The organism is Candidatus Njordibacter sp. Uisw_039 (genome assembly GCF_047730075.1).
In the GTDB taxonomy this organism is placed as follows: domain Bacteria; phylum Pseudomonadota; class Gammaproteobacteria; order Pseudomonadales; family Balneatricaceae; genus Njordibacter.
The window spans coordinates 1,695,731-1,714,441 of record NZ_CP159831.1 but is presented as its reverse complement, the minus strand read 5'-3'; the positions used below and the strand labels follow the sequence as shown (position 1 = coordinate 1,714,441).

At 45.2% G+C, this 18,711-nt stretch carries 19 protein-coding genes and 1 pseudogene; 11 read left to right on the top strand and 9 right to left on the bottom strand.

Features of this window, described 5'->3' with window-relative positions; all coding sequences use genetic code 11:
* Positions 1–2: 2 nt before the first annotated feature.
* Positions 3–929: a LysR substrate-binding domain-containing protein gene (locus tag ABXT70_RS08145; protein ID WP_443639994.1), complete on the bottom strand. Its 927-nt coding sequence runs from the start codon at positions 927–929 to the stop codon at positions 3–5.
* A 128-nt stretch (positions 930–1,057) separates the two neighbouring features.
* On the opposite strand from ABXT70_RS08145, the gene ABXT70_RS08140 reads away from it, so the two are divergent.
* Both ABXT70_RS08140 and ABXT70_RS08135 read left to right on the top strand, forming a co-directional pair.
* The gene (locus ABXT70_RS08140; RefSeq protein WP_443639993.1) at positions 1,058–2,629 is read left to right on the top strand and encodes a trimethylamine methyltransferase family protein; all 1,572 of its coding nucleotides are present in this window, start codon (positions 1,058–1,060) and stop codon (positions 2,627–2,629) included.
* Between the two features lie 2 nt (positions 2,630–2,631).
* Entirely contained in the window at positions 2,632–2,766 is a 135-nt protein-coding gene (locus ABXT70_RS08135) for a hypothetical protein (RefSeq protein WP_443639992.1), read from the top strand.
* Positions 2,767–2,841: 75 nt separating this feature from the next.
* On the opposite strand, the gene ABXT70_RS08130 is transcribed toward ABXT70_RS08135, so the two are convergent.
* A complete protein-coding gene (locus ABXT70_RS08130) occupies positions 2,842–4,101 on the bottom strand; it encodes an ammonium transporter (protein ID WP_443639991.1) in 1,260 nt (419 codons plus the stop codon).
* Between the two features lie 289 nt (positions 4,102–4,390).
* Between ABXT70_RS08130 and ABXT70_RS08125 the strand changes: the two genes are divergently transcribed.
* Complete coding sequence (locus ABXT70_RS08125) at positions 4,391–5,335, top strand: Ppx/GppA phosphatase family protein (RefSeq protein ID WP_443639990.1); 945 nt, start codon at positions 4,391–4,393, stop codon at positions 5,333–5,335.
* On the opposite strand, the gene ABXT70_RS08120 is transcribed toward ABXT70_RS08125, so the two are convergent.
* Entirely contained in the window at positions 5,321–6,226 is a 906-nt protein-coding gene (locus ABXT70_RS08120) for a LysR family transcriptional regulator (RefSeq protein ID WP_443639989.1), read from the bottom strand. The genes ABXT70_RS08125 and ABXT70_RS08120 overlap by 15 nt on opposite strands.
* Positions 6,227–6,357: 131 nt before the next feature.
* Here ABXT70_RS08120 and ABXT70_RS08115 point away from each other — a divergent pair, with 131 nt between their 5' ends.
* From ABXT70_RS08115 to argE, 6 genes are read left to right on the top strand one after another with little or no spacing between them, the layout of a single operon-like run.
* Positions 6,358–7,809, top strand: a complete 1,452-nt coding sequence (locus ABXT70_RS08115; protein WP_443639988.1) for a 4-hydroxyphenylacetate 3-hydroxylase family protein — start codon at positions 6,358–6,360, stop codon at positions 7,807–7,809.
* Between the two features lie 31 nt (positions 7,810–7,840).
* A complete protein-coding gene (locus tag ABXT70_RS08110) occupies positions 7,841–8,350 on the top strand; it encodes a flavin reductase family protein (protein WP_443639987.1) in 510 nt (169 codons plus the stop codon).
* Between the two features lie 44 nt (positions 8,351–8,394).
* Positions 8,395–8,811, top strand: a complete 417-nt coding sequence (locus ABXT70_RS08105; RefSeq protein WP_443639986.1) for a Rid family hydrolase — start codon at positions 8,395–8,397, stop codon at positions 8,809–8,811.
* Positions 8,812–8,842: 31 nt separating this feature from the next.
* Positions 8,843–9,706: a phytanoyl-CoA dioxygenase family protein gene (locus ABXT70_RS08100; protein ID WP_443639985.1), complete on the top strand. Its 864-nt coding sequence runs from the start codon at positions 8,843–8,845 to the stop codon at positions 9,704–9,706.
* Between the two features lie 19 nt (positions 9,707–9,725).
* Complete coding sequence (locus ABXT70_RS08095; protein ID WP_443639984.1) at positions 9,726–10,403, top strand: DUF1028 domain-containing protein; 678 nt, start codon at positions 9,726–9,728, stop codon at positions 10,401–10,403.
* Between the two features lie 2 nt (positions 10,404–10,405).
* Positions 10,406–11,581: an acetylornithine deacetylase gene (gene argE / locus ABXT70_RS08090; protein ID WP_443639983.1), complete on the top strand. Its 1,176-nt coding sequence runs from the start codon at positions 10,406–10,408 to the stop codon at positions 11,579–11,581.
* A gap of 39 nt (positions 11,582–11,620) precedes the next feature.
* On the opposite strand, the gene ABXT70_RS08085 is transcribed toward argE, so the two are convergent.
* The 6 genes and pseudogenes from ABXT70_RS08085 to ABXT70_RS08060 all read right to left on the bottom strand — a co-directional run bounded on the left by ABXT70_RS08085 (position 11,621) and on the right by ABXT70_RS08060 (position 16,507).
* Positions 11,621–12,352 carry an ABC transporter ATP-binding protein gene (locus tag ABXT70_RS08085; protein ID WP_443639982.1) on the bottom strand — a complete coding sequence of 244 codons (732 nt, stop codon included), beginning with the start codon at positions 12,350–12,352 and terminating at the stop codon, positions 11,621–11,623.
* Between the two features lie 22 nt (positions 12,353–12,374).
* Positions 12,375–12,509 (bottom strand): hypothetical protein, encoded by a 135-nt coding sequence (locus ABXT70_RS08080; RefSeq protein WP_443632087.1) that lies wholly within the window; start codon positions 12,507–12,509, stop codon positions 12,375–12,377.
* Between the two features lie 99 nt (positions 12,510–12,608).
* Positions 12,609–13,127, bottom strand: a pseudogene (locus ABXT70_RS08075) (ABC transporter ATP-binding protein); the annotation flags it as partial.
* 11 nt (positions 13,128–13,138) lie between these two features.
* Entirely contained in the window at positions 13,139–14,113 is a 975-nt protein-coding gene (locus ABXT70_RS08070) for a branched-chain amino acid ABC transporter permease (RefSeq protein ID WP_443639981.1), read from the bottom strand.
* Positions 14,113–15,012, bottom strand: a complete 900-nt coding sequence (locus tag ABXT70_RS08065; RefSeq protein WP_443639980.1) for a branched-chain amino acid ABC transporter permease — start codon at positions 15,010–15,012, stop codon at positions 14,113–14,115. The genes ABXT70_RS08070 and ABXT70_RS08065 overlap by 1 nt, the downstream gene beginning before the upstream one ends.
* 118 nt (positions 15,013–15,130) lie before the next feature.
* Positions 15,131–16,507: an ABC transporter substrate-binding protein gene (locus ABXT70_RS08060; protein ID WP_443639979.1), complete on the bottom strand. Its 1,377-nt coding sequence runs from the start codon at positions 16,505–16,507 to the stop codon at positions 15,131–15,133.
* A gap of 308 nt (positions 16,508–16,815) precedes the next feature.
* On the opposite strand from ABXT70_RS08060, the gene moaB reads away from it, so the two are divergent.
* Both moaB and ABXT70_RS08050 read left to right on the top strand, forming a co-directional pair.
* Positions 16,816–17,352 carry a molybdenum cofactor biosynthesis protein B gene (moaB, locus tag ABXT70_RS08055; RefSeq protein ID WP_443639978.1) on the top strand — a complete coding sequence of 179 codons (537 nt, stop codon included), beginning with the start codon at positions 16,816–16,818 and terminating at the stop codon, positions 17,350–17,352.
* A gap of 8 nt (positions 17,353–17,360) precedes the next feature.
* A complete protein-coding gene (locus ABXT70_RS08050; RefSeq protein ID WP_443639977.1) occupies positions 17,361–18,593 on the top strand; it encodes a molybdopterin molybdotransferase MoeA in 1,233 nt (410 codons plus the stop codon).
* Positions 18,594–18,711: the final 118 nt, after the last annotated feature.

Sequence of the window (18,711 nt, the reverse complement as noted above, 5' to 3'; positions counted from 1 at the left end):
TGTTAAAAGCTATTTAACAACCACTGGCTTAGGGCTTGTACATCAGGGTGGTGTACCAAATTGGATTTAATAGCGAGGTAGTAACCACGGCCCGTATCCCACACATTGTCAGTCAATGGAACTAGCTTTCCTTGAGCCACTAAGTCGCCACTAGTATGCTCAAAGCCTAGGGCAATGCCTTCACCTTCTAATACTGCTTGGATTAACAAAGGGTAGTTGTTAAAGGTAAACCCTGCAGGTATTTTCACAGCATCATCCGTGTTTAAACCATCCACATTAAAATGACTAAACCATGCTGGCCAGTCAATGGCATCCCAGCCGATGTTATCCCACAATTGTTCGTCTAAATGTAATAGTCGGTGTTGTAATAAATCTGAGGCTTGTTCTGGTTTTTGTCGATTGCGCAGGTATTCTGGGCTGCACACGGGGTAGGCCTGCTCAGAAAACAAGTAATGGGTCTGGTTGCCTTGTAATTGATTGTTACCGCACGTAAGGGCAAGGTCTACTTTATCTGAGCGTAATTCTTGGGCATTGTCCGATGCAATAACGTGTACTTTTACGTCGGGGTATTGTTGATGAAAAGCGCGAATACGTGGCATTAACCAAAAGCTAGAAAATCCTAAGGTTGAAGCGATGGTAATTTGTCCTGTGGACTGGGTACGGCGGATATCACTGCTTACCGTAGCAATGTGTCCTAAACCCATAGTCACCGCTTGAAACAGTTTCTGGCCATCCTTGGTGAGCTCTATACGGCGTTGAGCTCTATGAAATACTGGGCAACCCAGCTGTTCTTCTAACCGTTTTACTTGTCTGCTAACAGCTGCTTGAGAAACGCAAAGTTCGTTGGCGGCTAAGGTGAAGCTCAAATGCCGTGCTGCCGCCTCGAAGGTGACCAAACCATTAATGCCTGGTAGTTGTTTGCGTAACAAAAAATATTCTCCTTATGCCAGGACTGTTAAAGATAATAACATTAAGTTATGTATTGCTATGGAAATGTCGTTTGAATGTTAACCCAAAAATACCTAACGTATGGCATTAAGATCAGTTTGGAGTGAACATGACCAAGGCATTTGCAGAAGCGACACGTCCCATACGCGGTCAGCGCAGTGGTGGGCGTGCCAACAGGCAGTTGTTACGTTGTCATAACATAGAGCAAATGTTGCCTCACCTGCGCCATGGTTTGCCTTATACAGAACCTATGGATGAAGACCAAATAGCTAAGATCGATGATGCCTCTATGGCCATCTTAGAGGAAGTGGGTGTGATATTTCGCGATCCCATTGCCCTAGAAGATTGGCGCGAGGCCGGTGCAAGGGTAGAAGGGGATTTAGTTAAGTTTGATCGTCACCATATTCGTGAATTGATAAAAAGTATTCCTTCAGACCTTAAATACCATGCTCGCAACCCAGAAAACAATCTTAAGTTAGGGGGCCGGAATTGTATTTTTGTACCCATGACAGGGGCACCTTTTTTACGTGATTTGGAAGATAAACGGCGCAACCCTACACTTGATGATCTAGCGATGTTTCATAAGTTGGCCCACATGAGCCCAGGCTTGCACTCTTCGGCCCATCATATTGTAGAACCCATGGATCATGCCGTGCCTTGGCGACATTTACGCATTACCCATTCGTCTATGAAGTATTCTGACAAGACCTTTATGGGCATGACCACGTCTGGCAAAAATGCTGAAGACGTTATCGACATGTGTGATATTTTATTTGGCAAAGACTATATTGACGATCACCCTGTGACGACCGGCAACATTAATGGTAATTCGCCGTTGGTTTGGGATGCCACCATGTTGGGAGCCTTACGGGCCTTTGTGAAGCGCAATCAACCGGTACTTTGCTCACCCTTCGTTTTGGGCGGCGCAAATACACCCGCTTCTACGGTTCCTGCTGTGGTACAGCTTAATGCCGAGGCACTGTCCGCCTTGGCTTATACCCAAGTGGTCAAAAAAGGTGCGCCTGCTATTTATGGCCATTATTTAGCCACTGTATCTATGCAATCTGGTGCCCCTATGGCGGGCACACCAGAAATTTGTTTAATGAATTTTCTTATTGGGCAAATGGCACGCCATTATGACGTCCCTTGGCGCACCTCCAATACCTTAGGTGGGGCTAAAGTACTTGATGCGCAAGCAGGCTACGAGAGCGGCGTTAACCTTATGGCAGTGATGATGTCGGGGGCCAACTACATTTGGCACTCAGCTGGTTGGAATGAAGCTGGCATGCACTGTTCTGTGGCTAAATTCATGGTAGATGCAGAGCAATGTGCTATGGCATACCGTATGGCAGAAGGACCCCGTTGGGATGACTTTGATGAGGCTTTAGCTGCTGTGCGAGATGTGGGGCCAGGTGGGCACTATCTTGGTCACCCCCACACCCAAGACAACTTTCAACGGGCTTTTTACATGCCCAAGTTATTAGATAACAATAACATCGAACAATGGATTGCCAACGGCAGCAAAAGTATTACTGAAAGAGCGTTAAATTTAGCCAAGGCGAAATTAGATGAATATGAAGAGCCTAAAATAGATCAAGCCATTGATGATCAACTGTTAGACTTTATTGCCCGCCGCGAATCAGAAATCCCTGATGACGGTGGCCTAAACGAAGATTATTAACCATGAGTGTAAATACAGACCCATTTTTAGAAAGCTACCAACTCAAGCACTTAACACTTCGTAATCGCCTTATGAGCAGCGCCCATGCACCTGGCTATATTAAAGACCGCATGCCTAAGCAATGTTATCGCCTTTAATCATCAAGCAAACACTAAAGGAGGCCTACTCGCTATGCAAGTAGGCCTCTGTCAAGGCTAGATAATGAGTAAAAACTATTGGGTAGTGAATTCTGGGTAGGCTTCCATGCCACACTCAGAAATATCCACCCCTTTGTATTCTTCTTCTTCAGTGACGCGAATACCAAGCACTTTTTTGATGATATACCACACCACAAAGCTGGCTAGGAATACCCATGCAAAAATAGTGAGTGCACCGATCATTTGACCCATAACTGTGGAACCATCATTAGTCACAGGGACTAACATCAAACCTAGCAAGCCGGCACTGCCATGCACGGAAATGGCACCTACAGGATCGTCTAGTTTGAGTTTATCCAAGGCTAAGATGCTAAATACTACCAATACGCCACCTAGAGCACCAAAAAGACTGGCTTGCAGAGCTGTAGGGGTTGAAGGTTCTGCAGTGATGGTGACTAGGCCTGCTAAAGCGCCGTTGAGCATCATGGTGAGGTCGGCTTTGCCAAACTTAATACGGGCCACTATTAGCGCTGCAATGGCACCTGCAGCTGCTGCGGCGTTAGTATTAAGAAATACCATGGCGACAGAGTGAGCTGAGTTAATATCACCTAACTTAAGCACGGAGCCACCGTTAAATCCGAACCAACCCATCCACAGAATAAAGGTTCCTAAAGTGGCCATGGGGAGGTTAGCACCGGGGATGGCCTTGATTTGGCCATTGGGGCCATACTTGCCTTTACGTGCGCCAAGTAATATTACCCCAGCTAAAGCAGCAGCAGCGCCGGCCATGTGCACAATGCCTGAGCCTGCAAAGTCTGAAAAACCAAGCTCACCAAGATTGTACCAGCCAAAGACGTCTTCACCGTTCCAAGTCCAGGCGCCTTCCATGGGGTAAATAAAACCAGTCATTACTATAGTAAAAGCTAAAAATGACCATAGTTTCATTCGTTCTGCCACAGCACCAGACACAATGGACATAGCAGTTGCAACAAATACGACTTGGAAGAAGAAGTCTGAGGCATTGGAGTAGACCGAGGCACCACCAAAACCTTCTGCTGCTGAGTCAGCTAATACCTGAGTGGTATCGATGGCCTCAATGCCACTTAAAAACCAGCCACCACCGTACATGATTTGATAACCCATAACGAGGTACATGACACAGGCAATTGCAAACAGAGCAAAGTTTTTGGTGAGAATCTCAGTGGTATTTTTGCTGCGTACCAGGCCAGCTTCAAGCATGGCAAAACCGGCGGCCATCCACATGACAAAAGCGCCACAAATTAAGAAGTAAAAGGTATCCAGGGCAAACTGGAGTTCATATAAGTTATTTTCCATGGGGGTCTCTGTTAGTTGTTGTGATTGCTAACCTTGCTATTGCGATTATCGTGCCAAGGTAATAAATATCATATAAAACAGTATTATACGTTGAAAAATAATCATAAATTTAAACTCGATGCACCAAATTTGGTGCGCTGTAAATCGATTTCAAGTGCATTTGCACTAATATGGAGCAGACAGCATAATGACAATTGTTGTTTGCAAAAATTATTGACAAAAAAGACATAATTGGCCTGCCTAGGTTTGTTTGATACACTGATATTTGATTATTTTTGGATACCACACATTGACTTATTTAGTTGCTGCCATTGATCTTGGTTCTAACAGCTTTCATGCCACTTTAGTGGACACCGGTGAGAACCCTTATCGTGTGGTTAGCCGGGCTGGAGAAAAGGTTCAGTTGGCTGCAGGTTTGGATAATCAAGGTCACCTCAGTCAAGAAGCAATGGATCGTGGATTAGATTGTCTGCGGCGTTTGGCCCCTAAATTGATAAAAGTCGACCCTAATAATCTTCATGTGGTTGCTACTAATACCTTGCGTGTAGCACAAAATAGCGCTGATTTTATAAGCCAAGCTGAGGCTATATTGGGTGTGCCAATAAGAGTGCTTACCGGTGACGAAGAAGCCTTATTGATCTTTTCTGGTGTAGTGGGGGAGGTGTCCTCCACTACCTACCAGCAACGTAAAAAACTGGTCATCGACATCGGTGGGGGTAGTACCGAACTGATATTAGGTCAACGCATCCCCCAACGTTTGCAAAGCTTTCCAATGGGTTGTGTGGCGTTTAGTGGCAAATTTTTCCCGCAACGCAAAATAAAACAAAGCTATATAACAAATGCTGTTGAAGCAGCCCAAAACACTATTGAAAAAGCCTCTCTAGGCTACTTTTGGGACGACTGGCAAGTGTGTATTGGTTCCTCAGGCACAGTTAAGGCATTAGCCGCTCTTAGTGCGCTGGAAGAGGATGGTAGGCCTTATCTAGACTTGGCCTCGATGGCTAAAATTGAACGACAGCTATTAGCCTTCGATCATTTGGATGAGGTGCTTATAGAGGGTTTGAGGCCAGATAGAGGCGAAGTGCTGCCAGCGGGATATGCCATACTTAAAGGTATTATGTTGAGCTTAAATTTAGACCGTATTTATTTTTCTACAGGCGCTTTACGCGAAGGCGTATTGCTGCGTGCGTTGCAACAACAAACTAATTCATTAAGTGGCTCATTGAGTAGCTGAGAAGTGCTGTTTAGCAAATTCCTGAAAGGTCTGCATTAGGCGTGTAGGCCTTTTGGCTTCTAGCCATGTCATACTAATGTAGCCAGGTTCTACCTCCTCTTTAATTGGACGTAAACATAATGTGTTGCCATTGTAGTCTACGTTTGCCATAGGTTGGGTGACCAACACTGAATAGCCCATACCATGACCCACTAATCCACGCACGGTTTCAAAAGACGGAGAACGGTAGCGAATCCATGGTTCCAAACCTTGATTACGAAATAAACTAGTAAAATAATCTCGGCTCGGTGCCACATCTAATAACACCATCGGTAAATCGACTAATTCTGTAAGGCTTATGCTTTCTTGATGGGCTAGTTCGTGGTTTGGATCTAGCAGTATGTGGGGCATAGGTTCTGCTAGCACTTCTGCCGCTAAATCTGGGCCTAATGCTAAGGTATACATAAATGCCAAATCAAACTGCCCCGTGTGCAAACCTTCATTGAGTTCATCTTGATTAGCTTCGTATAAACGTACATCAACCTGTGGGTGCAGCTGTAAGAATTGCGTAATTAACGGTGGCATGTACATGGGTGCTAAGGTAAAAAAGCAGCCTATTTCCAAACGCCCATACAAACCTTGGCCTAATTCTTTTACATTGGTTTCTAACTCATGAGCATGGGCTAAAAGGCTACTTGCTCTAACTAATAAATCTTGTCCAGATGTGGTGAGTGAGACGCCTTGGGCATGGTGGCGCAAAAATAACTGTAATTGAAAATGGTCCTCCAACAATCCCATGGCGTGGGTAATAGCAGGTTGCGAAATATGGAGGCTGCGGGCGGCGGCGGAAATGCTTTGATGCTCTGCAACGGTAACAAAGTAATGCAATTGTTTGAGGGTGACTTTAAGCATTGGACTGTTTGCCTATAAATTTAATTTATCTTTTTGCTCAATTTAAATTATTTTATTTAATCCTAACATCATTGCATACTTGATTCATGTTATTTATTGAGGACATTGAGTGCCTCATTTGGAGAGTTTGTATGTTACGTACTGGCGATGAATACCGTGAATCAATAAGAGATGGTCGTGAAGTTTGGATTGATGGTGAAAAGGTTACCGACGTGCCTAGCCATCCGGCTTTTAAACCCATCGTTGATATCCGTGCACGCATTTACGACATGGCCCATGAGGAAGCCCATCAAGAGGCGATGTCCTATGTTGATGAGGCTACGGGAGAGCGTAACTGTATTGGTTTTAAACTGCCCCATACCCAAGCAGATTGGCAGGCTAAACGGCAAGCCATTAAACGCATAATGTATGACATAGGAGCAGTGGTAACTCGTGTAGGCGATGAAACCGCTGGTGAAATGTGGTCTCTATATGATGGTTCGGACATGCTCAATAAAGTTGACCCAAGGTTTGGTGCCAACATTGAACGCCATATTCAACGAGTCCTCAAAACAGACACCTTTCACGTTTCGGCCAATACAGATCCCAAAGGTGATCGTTCAAAGCGGCCCCAAGACCAAGACCCAGACATGTTGTTGCACGCGGTTAAAGAAACCGATGAAGGTATTATTGTCCGTGGAGCCAAGTATGAAACTGCCGCAGCCTACGCTAACCAAGCGTTTGTTAAGCCTACTATAGCCAACTGGGGGGACCAAGAGCTGTCTGATTATGCTTTAGGTTTTATATGCCCTATGAATGCACCTGGTTTAAAGCACATCTGCCGCAGTGGTTTTGCAGGCCGTGGCAGTGCAGAAGATTACCCACTGAGCAATCGTGCAGATGAAATAGACACTTTATTGGTGTTTGATAATGTGCTGATTCCTTGGGAAGACGTATTATTTTATCAACATACCAAAGCAGCTACTTTTATTCGCGGTACTTTACACCGTTATAGTGCTTTGGCTTTTGTTGAACGTATTCAACACATTGCAGACCTAATGATTGGCACGGCGTTACATAATGTGCGACAGACTGGTCTTGATTCACAACAAGCGGTGCGGGAAAAAATAGCTCAATTGATTTGTTATCGAGAAGGCATAGATGCCCATTTAACAGCTGCTATAGCCATGGCCGAGCCAAGCCCTAATGGCTTGTTGATGCCCAACCAGTCTTTTTTATACACTGGTCGTGTTCATGCCTGTAGTCAACTGCCAGCCATGATGCATATTGCGCGTGAATTGTGTGGTGGGCAAATTTGTGTCACCCCTAGTGCAGCAGATTTTGCTAACCCTGATACCCAGCCTTGGTTAGAAAAATTCTATTCTGTTAATGAACGCTGGAGTTCAGGTGACCGCCGCCGGTTATTGGCGTTTGGTCGTGACTTACTTAATTCTGATTATGCAGGCCATAAGGTGACCTTCCAATTATTTGCACAGTCGCCACCTTTTGCCCATTTAAACACGGTTTACAATAATTTTGATTTCGAAGGTCCATTGAGTTTTGTTAAGAAAGCAGCGGGCTTGTCTGACCGAGTTATGGATTAACAAGGTTAACGGTTAATAGTAGGAGAATCCTATGCGTGATGAATTTTTAAGTGCCCTGAGTAATGCGGCGTCTTCCGTTGCTGTTGTTACCACCTCTGGCGATGCTGGTATGGCGGGATTAACCATTAGTTCATTTTGCTCTGTATCGGCAGACCCACCCACTCTTTTGGCTTGTGTACACAAACTAAGCCCCTTGGCAGAGACAATTAAGTCTAACGGGCGCTTTTGTTTAAACCTATTGAGCCAGCAGCAAGCACGGGAATCTGATATATTTGCTGGCCGAATTAAGCCTCAGGAGGGCGATAAGTTTAGCCTAGTGGATTGGATCAAGAGCGAATCAGGCCAGCCGATGATAAACCACAGCTTAGCTAGTTTTGATTGTGAAGTGAGCCAAATTATTGACGGTGCTAGCCACTGGGTAGTATTTGGTTTAGTTACCGACGTTCATGCCAATGGTGATTCAGATACAGACGCAAGCCTCGTTTACTGCAAGCAGGCCTACGCTGGTACCACACGTCTCAACTCATGTGCAGCGGCCTAAACTGCGACAATCATTCACTTAACCAAAAAACGAGAAATTAACCTATGGCACACCAACGAATTAGAAAGTTTAACACCGCCAAAATGTACCCAGGTAAAGGCATGGATAATGACCTGTGTATGGCAGTAAGAGCGGGTAATCGGGTTTTTTTGCGTGGCCAAACAGGTTTCGACTTAGACGGCAATATGGTGGGTATCGGTGATCCTGCTGCACAAGCGGAAATGGCTATGCAGTGTGTAAAAACACTGCTAGAAGAGTCTGGAGCCAAATTGGAACACATCTGTAAAACCACCATTTACATTACTGACCGTGCCTACCGTGAAGAAGTCTATACGGTTATTGGTCGTTGGCTAAAAGGTATCCATCCCTGTTCTACAGGGCTAATAGTACAAGGCTTAGCGAGGCCAGAAATGGTCATGGAAATTGACGTAGAAGCCATTATCCCTGAAGCAGACGCTTGACGATTGAATAAACCATGTGGAGTTGCAGACGATGTTAACAGCAGCACAAAAACAAACGTATTTAGACCAAGGATTCGTGTTAATCCCCCAAGCTATCAGTGCAAATAAGATTGCTGCCATGGCAGAAGAGTTACAAGGCTGGATAGAAGAAAGCCGTGACCACAACAAAAATTATGGTGCCACACTTAATGGAAAATCTAGGTTTGATCTTGAACCTGGCCACAGTAAACAACATCCCAAATTAAGACGTATCAATAATCCAGTGGACATATCCCAAGCCTATAGGGATGTGTTGTTTGAAGGCCCTGCAGTGGAAGCTGCTGTCGATGTGTTAGGGCCCAATGTTAAGTTTCATCACTGTAAACTCAATATCAAACTGCCGGGTATGGTGACACGGGTAGATTACCATCAAGACCACCCCTTTGATGTGCACACTAACGATGATCATGTCACGCTACTGGTCTTATTGGATGACATGACTGAAGCAAATGGGTGTTTAAGAATAGTGGCCGGGTCTCACTTATGGCCGCAATATAGCCATTACAAGGACGACCAATTTGTTGGTAAAGTAAATGAAGAAGCGCAGGCCATGTGTGAGGCCACGGCAACTAAATTAGAAGGTAAAGCGGGGGATATATGCCTAATGAACACCTGGTGCCTTCATGGTGGCACCTCAAATTTGTCACAAAACTCACGAAGGTTATTGATTTGTGACCTCACAGCAGCAGATAATTACCCACTGATGGAACCGCAAGTTCCTTCTGAACATACAGGGAGAATTATCGCAGGTAAGTCCAGCCGTATTGCACGATTTAGGTCTGGCGAAGTAGAAATGCCATACCATTATGAATCAGATTCATTTTTTGGAGCGCAAGGCCAAGATTCACCCTATTAATTAACAATGAGATTCAATTATGACATTTTCGATATCTGGGTTTTGTAAACGCACTGGCATGGTGGGTGTGGCCATCACTACTTCAAGTATCAGTGTGGCTAGCCGTTGCCCGTGGATTAGAGCGGGGGTAGGGGCTGCTGCCACCCAAAATATAACGGACCCAAGCTTGGGGAACCTAATGTTGGATGGTCTGGAGCAAGGGAAAACCCCTGATCAAGTTATTAGTGACTTGGTGAATGGGCGTGACTTTATTGAATATCGGCAATTAGCTTTGATTGATGCCAAAGGCCAAAGTGCCAGTTTTACTGGTAATCAAACCCTAGGCACTAACGCTGTAGTACAGGGTAATGATTGCATTGCGGCTGGTAATATACTCATTACCACTGCCGTACCCCAAGCCATGGCAGACACTTTTGCGCAACACAGTCAGTTGCACTTGGCACAGCGATTACTATTAGCGTTACAGGCTGGAGTGGATGCGGGGGGTGAAGAAGGTCCTGTGCATTCAGCGGGCCTTAAAGTTGCCCACATTCACCCTTGGCCATTGGTCGACCTGCGGGTTGATTGGGCGGATGATGGCCCTATTGCTCAGCTAATGGATCTGTGGAAAGCATACCAACCACAAATGATGGACTACAATTCTCGTGCTATAGATCCGAGTTCTGCGCCAAGTTATGGCGTTCCTGGGGATTTGTAACAATGTCCTTGAATGTCACGGCTCAGCAGATTTTGAAACAATTGGTGAGTTTTGATACTACCAGCTACAAGTCTAATTTAGCATTAGTAGAGTTTGTTCAAAATTACCTCAGAGACTATGGCATAAACAGCCAGCTAGTGCCTGATGCCAGTGGTAAAAAAGCTAATCTTTACGCCACCATAGGCGCTAATTCAGAACGGCCAGATAAAGGCGGTATTATGTTGTCTGGCCATACAGACGTGGTGCCAGTGGCTGGACAAGACTGGGTTACCGACCCGTTTACCTTAGTGGAACAAGATGGCAAATTGTTTGCCCGTGGCAGTGCCGATATGAAGGGCTTTATTGCCTTGGTATTAAGCCGTGTGCCAGCAATGCTTGCCCAACCGTTACAATTGCCTTTTCATTTGGCTTTTTCTTATGATGAAGAAATTGGTTGTGTTGGGGTACGAGGGTTACTTACTTTATTGGAACAGCTGCCGGTTCGTCCAGCTATGTGTATAGTAGGAGAACCCACCAGTATGCAGGTGGTGATCGGGCACAAAGGCAAAGCTAGTTATCGTGTGCAAGTGACCGGCCACGCTTGCCATTCAGGCCAAGCTCCTTTAGGCGTTAATGCGGTGGATTATGGGGCTCAGTTGGTGGTCTATATCAATAACATGGCTCAGCAGTCTGCTCTAAACGGACCTTTCGACTATGATTACAAGGTGCCTTACACCACCTTGCATACAGGCACTATACAGGGTGGTACTGCCCTCAATATAGTGCCTAACCATTGTGAATTTGAATTTGAAATTCGCTATCTAGCACAACAAGACCCTGCCCCTTTGGTACAGAAAATTGCTGATTATGCCAAGTTTGAGCTGGAGCCTAAGATGAAAAATGTGGCCTCTGAGTCCGGTATCAACATAGTACAAACTGCTAGCTATCCAGGGTTGTTAATAGAACCAGAAGCTGAGTTAGTGACCTATGTTAAGGGACTGCTTAACAATGACGCCCATAGCAAGGTGATTTTTGGCACGGAAGGTGGCTTGTTTCAACAACAGCTTGGTATTCCAACCTTAGTCTGTGGTCCTGGCAACATAGACCAAGCCCATAAAGCGAATGAGTACATTAGCCTAGAGCAGTTTACTTTGGGCGGTCAACTTTTAGACCGCCTCATTGCAGATATGGCTAATTAGCCGTATGTATCAAGTCACACAATACTAATTGTGGGCGGCTTAAACAGCTAGATACTCTTCACGTAAGGCTTGGTTTTCGAGTACTTCTTGGGCGGTGCCAGTAAATACTATTTCACCCGAATCAATAATAATAGCGTGGTCAGCTAACTTCAGTGCTGCCACAGCATTTTGTTCAACAATAATGGTTGTGATGCCCATTGATTTAACTTCCCGCAGCATACGTTCAATTTCTTGAACAATCACTGGTGCTAAACCTTCATAAGGCTCATCCAATAACAATAGCTTAACGTCACGAGCCAGAGCGCGTGCGAGGGCAAGCATTTGTTGTTCACCCCCCGACAGGGAAGACGCTTCTTGCTTACGCCTTTCCTCTAACTTTGGAAAATGGCTGTATATCTTTTCTAAAGTCCAGCCGATAGGCTCGGCTATTTGGGCTAATATGAGGTTCTCTTCTACGGTCACGCCTGGGATAATGCGACGATCTTCGCACACTATTTGAACGCCGGAACGAGCGGCTTCAAAAGCTTTCATCTCGTGCAATGCTTGGCCATTTAGCCAAATTTCACCGCTAGTTAGGCCTGGCTCACTGGCCCTTGCTATAGCACGCAGGGTCGAAGTTTTACCTGCACCATTGCGGCCCAGTAAAGCCACAATTTCACCTTCTGGAATATCAAAAGATACACCCTGTACCACGTAACTTTCACCATAAAAGGCGTTCAACTCGCGGCAAGAGAAGAAGGTCTGAGGCGCGTCTACTTTACTTTCATTCATAGTCTGCTTCCTTATGGCCTTATTAAACTTGAGCTTCGCCAAGATAGGCTTCAATAACTTTGGGATGACCTTTAATTTCATCAGGCGAGCCTTCAGCAATAATCTGTCCTTGCGCTAGTACAGAAATTTTCTCAGCTAAGGAAAATACCACATTCATATCATGTTCAACGATCACTTTGGTAATGCCATCATTCATACTTTTTAGTAATTCGATGGTTTTTTCAGTTTCATGACGCGCCATACCTGCTGTGGGTTCATCAAGCAACAATAAACGCGGTTTATTAGCCAGACAAATAGCCATTTCTAAGCGTCGTTTATCACCCCGCGATAGGCTACCAGCTAAGGAATGCATATGATTTTCTAAGCCCAGTTCACAAATTTGTTGCTCAGCAAACTCAATAAGAGGGCGCTGTCTACTGCGACCCTCAAACATATTTAGGTTAAAGGATCCGTCTCTGGCAGCAAATACTGGAATGGTGACGTTTTGTAATACGGTCATTTCTGGGAAAATTGCCGGTGTCTGAAACACTTTAGCAATGCCCAACTGGTTAATGTCGAAGGAGTTAACATTAAGTAACGGTTTACCATCGAACATCACTGAACCATCATCGGGCTTAAGCATGCCCGTTAACACGTTGAGTAAGGTCGATTTTCCAGCGCCGTTGGGCCCTATAAGGGCGTGGGTGGACCCTTTTTCGATTTTTAAATTAACGTTTTGTAAGGCTTTTAAACCACCAAAACTTAAGGACACTTGATGTATGTCTAATATGGCCATGGTTTAGTCTCCTATTCGCCGTCAATGGTCGTGAAAAAACGTTTCTTGAGGCGAGCTACAGCCTCCATAAAACCACCTGGCATAAAGATAACCACCACCATAAAGATGACACCAAGCACTAGCAGCCACTGCTCACCAAGACTAACGGATAAGACGTTTTCAAAGTACAGCATGAAACCTGCGCCTAACATGGGCCCAACCAAAGTACCTACGCCACCGATTACAGACATGATGACAATTTCCCCTGATTGGTGCCAACCAAGGAATTCGTGACCTACAAAGGGCTCATAAACCACCATTAAAGAACCTGCAACAGCGGCATACATAGCGCTCAATACAAAGGCCAATAGTTTGTATTTACGGGCGTTAATACCAGTGTATTCTAAACGGGTTTGATTGCACTTGATGGCTTTCATCATTAAGCCTACAGGCGAACGCTCAATGCGTTTGGCGAGGTAATACAGAAGAATTGCCATGAGTGCGCAAAAGTAAAATACAGTATCACCCTGCATTTTTAGATCGAACAGCATAGGCGTTGGCATGCCTGTTAAACCATTTTCACCCCCTGTCCATTTTTGCAACATGGACATGGCCATAGAATCAAACATCTCTGCAAACGCCAAGGTGAGAATAGAGAAATAGATACCTGTTCTCTTTAATGTGAGTAAACCAATAATTAAAGCCACCAACGTTGCTGCAGCGACCGCTACTATAATGGCTGGGATAATATTGTCGGAGAAGTTTTTTAACATTATGCCGGTTGTGTAGGCCGAAATACCGAAGAAGGCCGCATGTCCAAAAGATAAGTAGCCAGTAAAACCTAGCAAGATGTCAAAACCCACCACAAAGATACAGAAGATCATAATTTTTGTATCTAGGCCAGAGTAACCACCGATTAGAGGAAACCATAAGGGCATGGTTAGTGCCACCAAAGCGAACATCAACACGGCTTTATTGTGTTGCCAAAAGTTCTGTTGAGTGATCATTATTCAAATACTCCCTTGGCACCCAATAAGCCACGGGGGCGGACTAATAAAATGATAACAGTGATTAGGTAAATGATAATGGTATTAATATAGATGTAAGGCGCAGTAAAGCTTTGGGCCATGCCGATTAAAATACCCGCTAACACGGCTCCACCAAGGGAGCCCATACCGCCAATAACCACAATAAGAAAGGAAGGCACAAGGAGTTGCATGCCTACTTCTGGTGATACCTGAGTTACTGGGCCACCAAACACACCAGCAATACCGGCAATCATGGCCCCTAGACCAAATACAATCATAAAGCGGCGGTTGATGTTAACACCCATGAACTGCAGCATCTCAGCATCGCGCATACCAGCTCGTATTACTAAGCCGAAGCGGGTTAGATGTAAAAGAGCAAATACAGCTGCTACCGTGACAATAGACACCACAACTAAGATCAAGCGCCACTTGGGATAGACTACAAAACCTTCTAAGAAGGGCAGGTAATCATGCAGCATTATGATACCGTTACCCCAGCTAGGGATGGCAAAAGGAATATTATTCGCACCAAAAATCCATTTTAAAAGTTCCTGTAACACAATGGCTAAACCAAAGGTTACCAAGATTTGGTCGGTGTGAGGCCGGTTATAGAAGCGCTGGATTAAACCGCGCTCCAAAAGTATCCCTATGACAAATAGAATAGGGGGCACAAGAATCAGCGCTAGGCCAAAACCTAGGGCGTTGTTGATACTCACTGCTAGGTATATAGCAATAAGGTACAAAGCTCCATGGGCGAAGTTAACTACGCCCAAAGTGCCAAAAATAAGAGTGAGGCCCAGAGCAATGAGCACGTATATGGAACCCAGCTGTAAGCCAGTTAATAAAGATAGGGTAAAAGCGTTGAGCGTCATATCCATTTTGGAGATACTCCCATTGGTTGCTGTGGCAAAATCATGGTATTTTTTTTAGTATTATATGGGTAAATAAAAAACGGGCCAGCGTTAAACTTGGCCCGTGCAGTTCGCTACATACAGCTTATGCCGGTACGTATGGACCTAACTCACCACCAAAGATGGCTGGATCATAATCAACGGTCTTCGCAGCCACTTGATCAACGATCTGTAAATAGTCAAAGTCGCTGGTACGTGCAGAAGGTGATTTACCCTGCATAACCAAGATGTCTTTGATGCACTGGTGATCAGAACCACGGTACAAGGTTGGGCCGTTGCCAGCACCAGTGAATTCGAAGTCTTCAAGCGCTTTAATCACTTCTGGTGGGTAAAAAGTGCCGGCCATTTCGCATGCGTTGGCATATAAAAGGGTCTGCACATAACAAGTATGCGCTGCCTGTGAAGGTGGGAAGCCGTATTCATCACTAAAGGCCTTTACAAACACTTTAGAACCTTCATCTTCCAATGCCCAGTTCCAGCCCGAGGTACCTAATACACCATCGATGTTAGCTGAACCTGCGCCTTTAGCCATTAAACGGCTATATAGAGGCACTACGACTTCCAAGTTTTTACCATTCTTTTGCATGTCTCGCATGCCAAAGTTTACGGCGTTGGTTAAAGAGTTAACCATGTTGGCGCCGTAGTGGTTCAATATCAGAACGTCTGCATCTGAGTTCAGTACCTGAGATAGATACTGAGAGAAGTCAGTAGTCTTCAAAGGCGTCATGATGTTGCCTTCAGTTGACCAGCCTTCTTTCTCTGTGAATTCCTGCATAGACTCTTGCTGGGTGTGGCCCCAAGAGTAGTCAGCAGTTAAGTGGAAGGCGCGACGGTCTTTGCCGTATTCGTTGCTCAATACGGGAGATAGTGCTTTACCTGTCATGTGAGCGTTGAAGAAATGACGGAAACCATAACGTTGCTTGTCCTTACCCGTGGTGTCGTTTGAGTGAGTCAAACCACACATAAAGATAATACCTAGCTCGTTACAAAGGTACTGTTGGGCAATGGCGATGCCAGAAGAAGAACCACCAGTAACCATAATTACTTTGTCACGCTCAATCATACGACGGGCAGAAGTACGTGACGCATCGGCGTTAGTTTGAGTGTCGCCTGTTACGTAAGTAACTTTTTTACCCAAAATGCCGTTGCCGGTTAATTTGCTTGGTTTAAGGGTGTCGAGCATGCCACCACCGTTGTTCAAGTGTTTAACGGCTAGCTTATAGGCACGTAATTCATCAGCACCCTCATCAGCGTATGCACCTGTTTGAGGTACATTAAAACCTAATACTACTTCACTACCCTTAACTGGATAGTTGCCAATGGCTTCTTCTGCCCAAGCATTTTGGGTAAAAAACATTGGTGTAGCGGCGCTTACAGCACCAACTGATGTGGCTTTCAATACATCGCGGCGGGACCAACCAGCAGCAGTGTGATTTGTTTTTTCAGATTTTACATCTGTCATGGCAAACTCCAATTTATTGTTGTTAAACCGAGATGAGCACAACCAGCAATTCAACGCAGAGGTGCTTCTAGGTTGGGGACTAGTCTAGCGAGTTGGTGGCCATTGAAAATTAGACCTTAGTGAATGAAACTAAAGTCTTTAAAACTAAAGTCTTTAAAACTAATGTCTTTAAAACTAATGTCGTAAGGCTAAGGTCGAATAGAGTTAGCTAAGGTGCAGTGTCTATCAAAAATACAATCTAGGGCAAACAGCCTGTATACTGCCTGTGTTATTTTTTACTCTTGAGCCGCAGATAAGAGAAACGACCTATGAAGAGCGCCAACACCGAGCAGAAACCCATTAACATTGCTGTATTAACCGTGTCAGATACCCGTACCGTAGCAACTGATAAATCGGGCGCAACACTGATTGAACGGTTACAAGGTGCCGGGCACAGCTTAGCGCAGCACTCCATTGTTAAAGATGATGTATACCAAATACGTGCCGCCGTAAGTCTGTGGATTGCCGACAACAATGTACATGCTGTGTTGGTGACTGGTGGTACTGGTTTTACTGCTAGAGACACTACTCCCGATGCGTTATTACCCTTGTTTGATCAAGTGATTGAAGGCTTTGGTGAGTTATTTCGAAGCCTGTCTTATGCTGAAATTGGCACCTCCACTATTCAGTCTCGCACCGTCGCTGGCGTAGCTAATCGCACCGTGATTTTCAGTATGCCCGGTTCTACTGGTGCCTGTCGTACAGCCTGGGATGGCATTATTAAAGATCAGTTAGACAGCCAGCATAGGCCCTGTAATTTTGTGGAAATGGTGACGTTTAACTCTGCGTCCCGCCACCTGTCATAACGCCTCGTATGTTTACAAAAACGAGCCTTACCAGTGTACCTGCCGCGCAGCAACAAATTATGGCAACCGCAAAATGTGTTCTGACGTCGGAGTGTGTGTCGCTATTTCATTCCAGAGGACGGGTACTAAGTGGGCCTGTGGTTTCTACCGTGGCTGTGCCACCTGCGGACAATAGTGCTATGGATGGCTATGCCTTGCGAGTAGAGGACTTATACCTAAACGTCATTCCTGTAAGTCAACGGGTAGCTGCAGGGCAGGTGCCAAGTGCACTAAAACTCCATACTTGCGCGCGGATTTTTACCGGTGCGGAAGTTCCAAATAATGCCCAATTGGTCGTGATCCAAGAAGACGTTGAAATTGTGGAAGGTGGTATCTGTATACTGCCTAGGGCTTTAGAGCAGGGCCAAAAGTCAGGTCAGTTCATCCGTCTCAAAGGCCAAGATGTGGTGGCAGGGCAGGTGGTTTGTAAAACTGGCACTAAGTTAGAAGCACGGCATCTAGGTGTATTGGCATCCATGGGTATAGAACACGTAGACGTGTACCGACCTTTAAAAGTTGCCATCGCATCTACGGGAAGTGAATTAGTTAATCCTGGCCAAGACCTGCAAGCAGGTCAAATCTATAATTCAAACCGATTTTTGATGGCTGGTTTAGTGGATCAGTTGGGTATGGAATTAGTCGACATAGGCATTATCACAGACGAACGCTCAACTACAGAATCAGCCCTGGCCTTGGCAGCAGACCAGGCTGATATTATTATTACCAGTGGCGGCGTTTCCGAAGGTGAAGAAGACCATGTTAAAGGTGCAGTCGAAACTCTAGGCCAATTGGATGTATGGAAACTGGCTATTAAACCGGGGAAACCATTGGCATTTGGTCGCGTGAAACAAACCCCATTTTTTGGTTTGCCTGGCAATCCAGCTAGTGTTTTGGTGACCTTTATGGTGATAGCACGGCCGTTTTTATTGGCGCTTCAAGGCTGCACCAGTACACAAGGGCACAGCCTAAGCGCACGTTTGGTTAATCCACCCACAAGGCCAAGTATAAGGCAGGAATACCTCCGTGTTCGATTAGTTTCGAACGCACAATCAGGCTTAGCTGTAGAAGCCATGACCAATCAAAATTCTGGTGTACTTACTACTGCAATGACAGGTGACGGGTTAGCTGTAGTGAAAGCCAATACTTGTGGTAAAGACGCGCAAGAGGTTGAATTTTTGCCTTACGCTAGTTACGGCGTTTGAGGAAGATAATCATGGGACCAAACTGACCGGTGTAATTGTAATATCTGTACAAAAACCACTTGAGAGTCAGAGGCTTTTTGCCTATACTTCTCACCTCGCAATCGCTCGATTGTGATCG